The organism is Streptomyces sp. 13-12-16 (assembly GCF_002114215.1).
In the GTDB taxonomy this organism is placed as follows: Bacteria; Actinomycetota; Actinomycetes; order Streptomycetales; family Streptomycetaceae; genus Streptomyces.
The window spans coordinates 560-9403 of the sequence record NZ_NCTE01001504.1; the positions used below are offsets into that span (position 1 = coordinate 560).

At 71.7% G+C, this 8844-nt stretch carries 10 protein-coding genes and 3 pseudogenes; 11 read left to right on the top strand and 2 right to left on the bottom strand.

Translation table 11 applies throughout. The features are described from left to right. The 8 genes and pseudogenes from B7767_RS49000 to B7767_RS43785 all read left to right on the top strand — a co-directional run. Window positions 1–152: pseudogene (locus B7767_RS49000) on the top strand (transcriptional regulator); the annotation flags it as partial. 139 nt (window positions 153–291) lie between these two features. After that, entirely contained in the window at window positions 292–393 is a 102-nt protein-coding gene (locus B7767_RS49515) for a putative leader peptide (protein ID WP_371101763.1), read from the top strand. Between the two features lie 195 nt (window positions 394–588). Beyond that, window positions 589–1695, top strand: a complete 1107-nt coding sequence (locus tag B7767_RS43765) for an ABC transporter substrate-binding protein (protein ID WP_085576621.1) — start codon at window positions 589–591, stop codon at window positions 1693–1695. A gap of 30 nt (window positions 1696–1725) precedes the next feature. Continuing rightward, window positions 1726–2532: an ABC transporter ATP-binding protein gene (locus tag B7767_RS43770; protein ID WP_085576622.1), complete on the top strand. Its 807-nt coding sequence runs from the start codon at window positions 1726–1728 to the stop codon at window positions 2530–2532. Continuing rightward, window positions 2519–3445, top strand: coding sequence for an ABC transporter permease (locus tag B7767_RS43775; RefSeq protein ID WP_085576623.1), 927 nt, complete (start codon window positions 2519–2521; stop codon window positions 3443–3445). The genes B7767_RS43770 and B7767_RS43775 overlap by 14 nt, the downstream gene beginning before the upstream one ends. 220 nt (window positions 3446–3665) lie before the next feature. Continuing rightward, window positions 3666–4736 carry an aromatic ring-hydroxylating dioxygenase subunit alpha gene (locus B7767_RS43780; RefSeq protein WP_085576624.1) on the top strand — a complete coding sequence of 357 codons (1071 nt, stop codon included), beginning with the start codon at window positions 3666–3668 and terminating at the stop codon, window positions 4734–4736. Continuing rightward, on the top strand, window positions 4733–4903 hold the full coding sequence (locus B7767_RS47165; RefSeq protein ID WP_179167576.1) for a hypothetical protein: 171 nt from the start codon (window positions 4733–4735) through the stop codon (window positions 4901–4903). The genes B7767_RS43780 and B7767_RS47165 overlap by 4 nt, the downstream gene beginning before the upstream one ends. Continuing rightward, the gene (locus B7767_RS43785; RefSeq protein WP_085576625.1) at window positions 4900–5838 is read left to right on the top strand and encodes a PDR/VanB family oxidoreductase; all 939 of its coding nucleotides are present in this window, start codon (window positions 4900–4902) and stop codon (window positions 5836–5838) included. The genes B7767_RS47165 and B7767_RS43785 overlap by 4 nt, the downstream gene beginning before the upstream one ends. Here B7767_RS43785 and B7767_RS49005 read toward each other — a convergent pair. Together B7767_RS49005 and B7767_RS49215 are read right to left on the bottom strand one after the other, a co-directional pair. Next, on the bottom strand, window positions 5789–6046 hold the full coding sequence (locus tag B7767_RS49005) for an IclR family transcriptional regulator C-terminal domain-containing protein (RefSeq protein ID WP_256923800.1): 258 nt from the start codon (window positions 6044–6046) through the stop codon (window positions 5789–5791). The genes B7767_RS43785 and B7767_RS49005 overlap by 50 nt on opposite strands. A gap of 424 nt (window positions 6047–6470) precedes the next feature. Continuing rightward, a pseudogene (locus B7767_RS49215) lies at window positions 6471–6674 on the bottom strand (hypothetical protein); the annotation flags it as partial. Window positions 6675–6842: 168 nt separating this feature from the next. Here B7767_RS49215 and B7767_RS43795 point away from each other — a divergent pair. The 3 genes and pseudogenes from B7767_RS43795 to B7767_RS43805 all read left to right on the top strand — a co-directional run. After that, window positions 6843–7814, top strand: coding sequence for an ABC transporter substrate-binding protein (locus B7767_RS43795; protein WP_085576626.1), 972 nt, complete (start codon window positions 6843–6845; stop codon window positions 7812–7814). Beyond that, window positions 7811–8584 carry an ABC transporter permease gene (locus tag B7767_RS43800; protein WP_085576627.1) on the top strand — a complete coding sequence of 258 codons (774 nt, stop codon included), beginning with the start codon at window positions 7811–7813 and terminating at the stop codon, window positions 8582–8584. Before B7767_RS43795 ends, B7767_RS43800 begins: the two co-directional genes overlap by 4 nt. Continuing rightward, window positions 8581–8844: pseudogene (locus B7767_RS43805) on the top strand (ABC transporter permease); the annotation flags it as partial. The gene B7767_RS43800 and the pseudogene B7767_RS43805, both read left to right, overlap by 4 nt.

The following is an 8844-nucleotide window of genomic DNA, read 5'->3' on the forward strand; positions in this document are numbered from 1 at the left end:
CCGCCGAGTCGCTGCTCCCCCTGTGGATCGCGCTGCGTTCCAATGTGCGCGAGATCCTCGAGGGCGTGTCGCTCGCCGATGTCGCGTCGGCCCGGCTGCCCGACGACGTGGCCGCACTGACCGACAGCCCGAATGCCTGGGTGAACCCCTGACGCACCGGTCCGCCAACCGGTGATCCCGAAGGGCGAGACGAGTACGTCCGCCATATGAACACCCCCTTGGGGTGGACGCCACCTTCTGCCACGATCCCTATCAACCAGGTAGGAAAACTAGGGATCTGTGGGGGTGGCCATGAGAACGCTCAACCGCGCAGACCTGTCACTCCTCCTGCTGACCTCGCGCCGCCACATCGACCTCGGCCGCACGTCCAGCGCCATCTGTCGGCCCGTCTGAGACCGTTCGCGGGGCATCCCGCAGCCGGCGGCTCCGCTTTCGCGCCGCTCGTCCCCGCACCCCTCCGCTCCCGGACCCGCGACGGCGTTCCCGTCGCCGGGGGCCTTCGAGCGAAGTGCCCGCGCATGTCCGCGCGTTTCCGCCTCGCGCTTTCCGCACCTCCCTGATCAGCTCCTTCCCCGAGAGGACACCTCCGTGTCTGCCGCAAGACCGCTCACCGCCCTGCGCACCTTCGCCGCCACAGCCGCGCTTCCCCTCCTGCTCACCGCCTGCGGCTACGGCTCCGACGCCACTGACGACAGCAAGCGGACCGAGGTCGCGGCGGGTGCCGAGAAGCTCTCCGCCGACGAGGTGAGGATCGGCTACTTCCCCAACCTCACGCACGCCACCGCCCTGGTGGGTGTCCAGGAGGGTCTGCTCCAGAAGGAGCTCGGCGGCACCGAGATCAAGGCCTCGACCTTCAACGCCGGCCCCTCCGAGATCGAGGCGCTCAACGCCGGGTCCATCGACATCGGCTGGATCGGCCCCTCCCCCGCCATCAACGGCTACACCAAGTCCAACGGCAGGAACCTGCGCATCATCGGCGGTTCCGCCTCCGGCGGCGTGAAGCTCGTGGTCCACCCGGACAAGATCAAGACCTTGGACGACCTCAAGGGCAAGAAGATCGCCACGCCTCAGCTCGGCAACACCCAGGACGTGGCGTTCCTCAACTGGATCGCGGAGAAGGGCTGGAAGGTCGACGCCCAGAGCGGCAGCGGCGACGTCTCCGTCGTCCGCACGGACAACAAGATCACACCGGACGCCTACAAGTCCGGCTCCATCGACGGCGCCTGGGTACCCGAGCCGACCGCGTCCAAGCTGGTCTCCGAGGGCGCCGAGGTGCTCCTCGACGAGGCCGACCTGTGGCCGGACAAGAAGTTCGTGATCACGAACATCATCGTGTCGCAGAAGTTCCTGAAGGAGCACCCGGACGTCGTCGAGGCCGTGCTGCGCGGTTCGGTGAAGACCAACGAGTGGATCAACGCCAACCCGGACAAGGCCAAGGCGTCCGCCAACGCGGCGCTGGAGGAGCTGTCGGGCAAGGCGCTGCCCGCCGACGTCATCGACCCGGCCTGGAAGTCGATCGCCTTCCTCGACGACCCGCTGGCCTCGACCCTCGACGCCGAGGCGGACCACGCGGTCAAGGCCGGCCTGCTGGAGAAGCCCGACCTGAAGGGCATCTACGACCTCGGGCCGCTCAACAAGGTCCTCAAGGACGAGGGCAAGGACGAGGTCGACGACGCCGGTCTCGGCGCCGAGTAACGACCACCGCACCCGAAGCGCTCCCAGGAGATGACGCCCATGGCCACGACGACGGCCACGACCGCCGAGGACGCCGAGGCGGTGACGTACGCCGCCCGGATCGAGCACGTCTCGAAGTCCTTCCCCGCGCCGGGGACACCCGGCGGACAGCAGCTCGTCCTCGACGACATCACGCTCGATGTCGCACCCGGCGAGTTCGTCACCCTCCTGGGAGCCTCCGGCTGCGGCAAATCCACCTTGCTCAACCTGGTCGCCGGACTCGACCTGCCCTCTGCCGGCTCGATCGACACGGACGGCCGCCCCGCCCTGATGTTCCAGGAGCACGCGCTGTTCCCCTGGCTGACCGCGGGCAAGAACATCGAGCTCGCGCTGAGGCTCAGGGGGGTTCCCAAGCCCGAACGGCGCCAGGAGGCCGAGCGGTTGCTCGAACTCGTGCGGCTGCGGGGCGCGTACGGCAAGCGAGTGCACGAACTCTCGGGCGGTATGCGGCAGCGCGTGGCGCTGGCCCGGGCGATCGCCCAGGACAGCCGGCTGCTGCTGATGGACGAGCCGTTCGCCGCGCTGGACGCGATCACCCGGGACGTCCTGCACGAAGAGCTGTCCCGTATCTGGCAGGAGACGCGACTGTCGGTGCTGTTCGTCACGCACAACGTGCGCGAGGCGGTCCGGCTGGCCCAGCGCGTCGTACTGCTGTCCTCCCGCCCGGGCCGTATCGCCCGGGAGTGGACGATCGGCATTCCACAGCCGCGCCGCATCGAGGACACCGCTGTCGCCGAACTGTCCGTCGAGATCACCGAAGAACTGCGTGGGGAGATCCGCCGACATGGTCAGCACTGACACCGGCGTCGACGTCGAGAAGGACGGCTTCCCGGCGGCCGGGGAGTCCCGGGCCCCGGACGGTCTGGCGGGACTGGAGGCCGGGCTCGACGCCCTGGACTCGGTGCAGGCCGTCCGGACGCCACTGCGCGAGTCCCTGCTGCGCAAGGTGCTGCCGCCGGTCACCGCCGTCGCGCTGGTGCTGGTCGTCTGGCAGCTGCTGGTGTGGGCCGAGGTCGCCCCCGACTACAAGCTGGCCTCACCGTCCGAGGTGTGGGGCGAGCTGCGCGACGCCTGGCTCCGGGGAACGCTCCTCGACCACATCTGGACGTCCGTCTCACGCGGTCTGCTCGGCTTCCTGCTGGCACTCGCCATCGGTACGCCCCTCGGTCTGCTGGTCGCCCGGATCGGGTTCGTCCGGGCGGCCATCGGCCCCGTCCTGTCCGGTCTGCAGTCGCTGCCGTCGGTGGCCTGGGTGCCGCCCGCCGTGATCTGGCTGGGCCTGGACGACTCGATGATGTACGCCGTGATCCTGCTCGGCGCGGTCCCGTCCATCGCCAACGGCCTCGTCGCGGGCATCGACCAGATCCCGCCGCTGTTCCTGCGCGCGGGGCGTACCCTGGGCGCGACCGGACTGCGCGCGGCCCGGCACGTCGTGATGCCGGCGGCGCTCCCCGGCTATCTGGCCGGCCTGAAGCAGGGCTGGGCGTTCTCCTGGCGGTCCCTGATGGCCGCCGAGATCATCGCCACCTCGCCCGATCTCGGCGTCGGTCTCGGCCAGTTGCTGGAGAACGGCCGCACCAACAGCAGCATGTCGCAGGTGTTCCTGGCCATCTTCCTGATCCTGCTCGTCGGGATCGCCGTAGACCTGCTGATCTTCAGCCCGCTGGAGCGGCGCGTGCTGCGCGGCCGGGGTCTGCTGGTCACCCGCTGAACGCACGGCACCGGCTCCGTGAGGCGTCCCCACCGCGGAGCCGGTTCCGCCGTCCGTGCCGGTGAACACCACCGGGCCGGCCGGCCCTCCGGCCGGCCCTTTCACCGAAGCGCTTCCGCCTGGCAGAAGCCACCTTGCCCGGCGGCCGCGGCCGGCAGGACCCTGGGCCCGACCACGGCACGCGGGGCGACGGCGCCCCGCCGACAGGGACGGGGCCGCCATGCCGCACATCACCGCCTTCGCCAGGAACCAGTGGTACGTCGCCGCCTACAGTCACGAGGTGGGCCGGGAGCTGCTCGGCCGGACGGTGCTCGGGGAGCCGCTCGTGCTCTACCGGACCGAGGGCGACGGCACGCCGGTCGCGCTCAACGACCGTTGCGTGCACCGCCGTTACCCGCTCTCCGAGGCGCCGACGCGGCTCGACGGCGACCGGATCGTGTGCGGGTACCACGGGTTCACCTACGACACGACCGGTACGTGCGTGTACGTGCCGGGGCAGAAGCGGGTGCCGCGCACCGCGCGCGTCGCCTCCTACCCCGTCGTCGAGCAGGACTCGCTGGTCTGGGTGTGGATCGGCGACCCGGCGCTCGCCGACGCGGGGAGCATTCCGCGGGCCCGGCACCTGGACTCCCCGGGCTGGGTGACCGTCCGGGGCATGGAGCCCGTCGACTGCGACCACGGGCTGCTCGTCGACAACCTCCTCGACCTCTCCCACGAGACCTACCTGCACGGCGGCCACATCGGCACCCCCGAGGTCGCGGAGACACCGATCACCACCGAGGTCGACGAGGGCGCCGGGATCGTACGGGTGAGCCGGCACATGGACGACGCCGCGTGCCCGCCGTTCTACGCCCGGTCGACCGGGATCGAGGGGCGGATCACCCGCTGGCAGGACATCGAGTACCACGCGCCGTGCCTGTATCTGCTGCACAGCAGGATCGCCCCGGTGGGTGTGCTGCCCGAGCCGGACGGCAGCGACCCGGGCGGCTTCCACACCGAGATCACGTACGCCATCACGCCGTCCGCCGACGGCAGGGTGTACGACTTCTGGGCGGTCTCGCGGGACTGGGCGACAGGCGACGGCGAGGTGAGCGAGTTCCTGCGGAGCAACAACCACACGGTCGTCATGCAGGACGTCGACGCGCTCAACCTGCTCCAGCGCTCCCTCGGTACCGAACGCGCCGGCTACCAGGAGCTGAGCATCAACATCGACACCGGCGGTCTGGCCGCCCGCCGCATCCTCGCCCGGCTGGTGGAGGAGGGCGACAAGCCCGTGGAGGGGGTCCGATGAGCGAGCGCACCGGCGAGATCTACCGCGTCGACTGGCTGCCGGGCACCGATCTGCTGCACGGCACCTGCCACTGCGGGCGCGAGCACACCGCGCGGGATCCGGTCGAGATGTGGGAGTGGATGCTCGCCCATCCGCGGGGGCACGAGCCACGGGGAGCCGGTGCATGACCTCGTACGACGACATCGGACTCGTCGTGGAGCGGCGGGAGCCGGCGGCCGACGGTGTTCTCGTCCTCACCTTGCGGCATCCGCTGGGCGCGGGGCTGCCCGCCTGGGAGCCGGGCGCGCACATCGACCTGGTGCTCGGGCCGGGGCTGGAGCGGCAGTACTCGCTGTGCGGGGACCCGGCCGACCGGGACCACTGGCGGATCGCCGTCCTGCGCGAGACGGACGGGAGGGGCGGCTCCGCGTACGTGCACGAGCGGGTGCGGCCGGGCGACGGGGTACGGGCGCGCGGACCCCGCAACCACTTCCGGCTGGAGCCCGCCGGAAGTTACCGCTTCGTCGCGGGCGGCATCGGCATCACCCCCCTCCTGCCGATGCTGGCCGCGGCCGAGGCGGCGGGCGCCGGCTGGACGCTGCTGTACGGCGGGCGCACCCGTGCCTCCATGGCGTTCACCGGGGAGCTGGCCCGGTACGGGGAGCGGGTCACGCTCGTCCCCGAGGACGAGGCCGGCCCGCTGGACCTCGCCCCGGTGCTGGACGGCCTTCCGGAGGGCGCCCTCGTCTACTGCTGCGGTCCCGGTCCGCTGCTCGACGCGGCCGAGCAGCGGTGCCCGGCCGGGGTACTGCGCGTGGAGCGGTTCCGTCCCGCGGCACAGCACGGCGGGACGGGGCGCGCGTTCGAGGTCGTACTGGCCCGCAGCGGCCGGACGCTCACCGTCGCGCCGGACGTCTCCGTCCTGGACGCGGTGCGCGGAGCCGGGGTCGAGGTGCTCCACTCCTGTACCGAGGGCACCTGCGGTACCTGCGAGACCGAGGTACTGGAGGGCGACCCCGACCACCGTGACTCGGTGCTCACCGAGGAGGAGCGGGCGGCCGGGGAGACCATGCTCATCTGTGTGTCCCGGTGTCGTGGGCGGCGGCTCGTGCTGGACCTGTGATCCGCAGGTCGGCGTCGATCCGGGCGACCGTCGCCGGCAGGTGGGGCAGCAGGTCCCGGCGTACGGGCTCCACGGAGTTGCGGCCGGCGTGCACCGCGATGTTCACGCCGGCCACCACCTCGCCGTCCCGGTCCCGCACCGGCGCGGCGACCGATCTGAGCCCGTCCTCCAGCTCCTGGTCGACGAGCGCGCACCCCTGGCGGCGCACCCGGCGCAGCTCGGCGCGCAGGGCGTCCGCCGAGACGAGGGCGCGGGAGGTGTGCGGGCGCGGGCCGGCCGGGCGTCGATCTCGGCGTCCGGCAGATCGGCAGACCGGCGAGGATCACCCGGCCCGCGGAGGTCAGGTGGGCCGGGAAGCGGGTGCCGACCGTGATCGACGCCGTCATGACGCGGCCGGTGGGGACGCGGGCGACGTACACCACGTCGTCGCCGTCCAGCACGCACAGCGAGGACGACTCCCTGACCTGCGCGACGAGTCGCTCCAGATGCGGCTCGGCGAGCTGCGGCAGCGTGAACCCGGCGAGGCAGGAGTAGCCGGGCTCCAGCACCCGCGGGGTGAGCCGGAAGAGCCGGCCGTCGGTGTGGACGTAGCCGAGATCGGCCAGGGTGAGCAGGAAGCGGCGGGCCGCCGCGCGGGTCGGTTCGCAGGCGCGGGCGACCTCGCTCGGGGTCAGCGCCGGGTGCTCGGCGTCGAAGGCCCGGATGACGGCGAGGCCCCGCTCGAAGGACCGGACGAAGTGCGGTCCGCGGACGTCGACGGTCGTCGTGGCCTCCGGGAAGACGTACGAACGTACGCGTCGCGCACGCCATGAGTGCGTGATCCGGCTGTCAACGATGCGTCCGCACCCGGGCGGTCGTCCACGGTGCGATCGTCAACAATTGGACGGTGTACGGGGATTGACCGTGTCTCGGCACGGGCCCTACGTTCCCGCTCAGCACGTTCGTTCTCTCTGCGCACAGCCTGTCGGAGCATCCGGTCCGGTCCCACCGCGGGAGTCACAGCCATGCGTCGTCGTCTGCTCATCGGCCTCACGGCCCTGTCCGTCCTGACCGCCGCGACGGCCTGCGGCTCGTCCGGCTCCGACGAGCCGGACCGGGCGGGCTCGTCCGGCGGCACCACCGACGTCACGGTGGGCCTCATCCCCATCGTCGACGTGGCGCCCCTGTACCTGGGCCGGAAGAAGGGCTTCTTCAGCGAGCGCGGGCTGAAGCTCGACTTCTCCAGTGCGCAGGGCGGCGCCGCCATCGTGCCCGGCGTGGCCAGCGGCCAGTTCGAGTTCGGGTTCTCCAACATGACCTCGCTGATGATCGCCCGGTCCAACGGCGTGCCGGTGAAGGCGGTGGCGAACGGCATCGCCTCGACCGGTGTGGTGGGCGAGGACTTCGAGGCGCTCACCGTCAGGGGCGACAGCCCGGTCGAGTCGGCGAAGGACCTGGAGGGCAGGAAGGTCGCCATCAACACCCTGAAGAACATCAACGAGACCGCGGTGCGCGCCTCGGTGCGCAAGGCGGGCGGCGATCCCGACAAGGTGGAGCTGGTCGAGCTGGCCTTCGACCAGATGCCGGCCGCGCTCGACGCCGGGCGGATCGACGCGGCGATGGTGGTGGAACCGGCGCTGGCCACCGTCAAGAGCCAGGGCGGCCGGGAGATCGCCTCCCCCATGATCGACATCGCCCCGAAGCTCACGGTCGCCATGTACTTCACCTCCACCGAGTACGCGCGGGAGAACCCGGAGGTGGTGAAGAAGTTCCAGGAGGCCACCGCCGAGTCCCTGGCCTACGCCGACTCCCACCCCGACGAGGTGCGTGAGACCGTCACCACGTACACGAAGATCCCCCCGGACGTGCTGGCGAAGGTGACCCTGCCGAAGTGGCCGGCCGAGCCCAACCGCGCCGCCATCGAGCGACTGGCGGAACTGGGCGCGCAGGACGGCCTGTTCAAGCAGACACCGGACCTGGACGAGCTGCTGCCGTGAGGGGCGCGAACGCCGCTCTCGGCGCGGCCGGGCTCGCGGCCTTCCTCCTCCTCGCGGAGGCGGTGCCGCGGCTCGGCCTGGTCGAGGAGGACTACTTCCCGCCGGCCGGCCGCATCGCCGGCGCGCTCGGCGCGGAGCTCTCGGACGGCGCCTTCTGGACCGCGCTCGGCGACACCCTCACCGGCTGGGCGCTGGGCCTGGCGATCGCGGTCGGCGCGGGGATCGTCGCCGGGGTGGTCCTGTCGGTGGTGCCGTACCTGCGCGAGGCGACGGCGTCCACGATCGAGTTCCTGCGCCCCATCCCGTCGGTCGCGCTGATCCCGCTGGCGGTGCTGCTGTACGGAACCGAACTGGAGTCGGTGCTGCTCCTCGTCGTGTACGCCTCCTTCTGGCAGGTGCTGATCCAGGTCCTGTACGGCGTCCGGGACGTCGACCCGGTCGCCGAGGAGACGGCACGATCGTACGGGCTCGGCCCCTGGGCGCGGATCCGGCACGTACTGTGGCCGACCGCGCTGCCGTATGTGATGACCGGGGTGCGGCTGGCGGCGGCGGTCGCGCTGATCCTCGCCATCACCGCCGAACTCGTCATCGGCGCACCGGGGCTGGGCGCCCGGATCGCCGTGGCGCAGACCTCGCAGGCGGTGCCCGAGATGTACGCGCTGATCGTCGTCGCCGGTGTGCTCGGGCTGCTGATCAACGTCGGGGCCCGGTCGGTGGAGCGGCGGGCGCTGGCCTGGCACCAGTCGGTGCGCGGGGAGGTGGCGGTGTGAGACGGCTGCTGCTGCGCCTGGTGTCCGTGCTGGCGCTGCCCGTGGTGCTGGTGGCCGTCTGGTGGGTGTCCTCGGACGGCAGCGAGGACGTGTACTGGCCGCCGCTGCGCACGATCCTGGAGACGTTCCCGGACGTGTGGACCGGTGAGCGGTGGCGCGGTGACGTGCTGCCCAGCGTGCTGCGGCTCACGGCGGGCTACGCCCTCGCCGCCGTCGTCGGCGTCGCGCTCGGCACGCTGATCGGCTCGTACCGGGGGGGG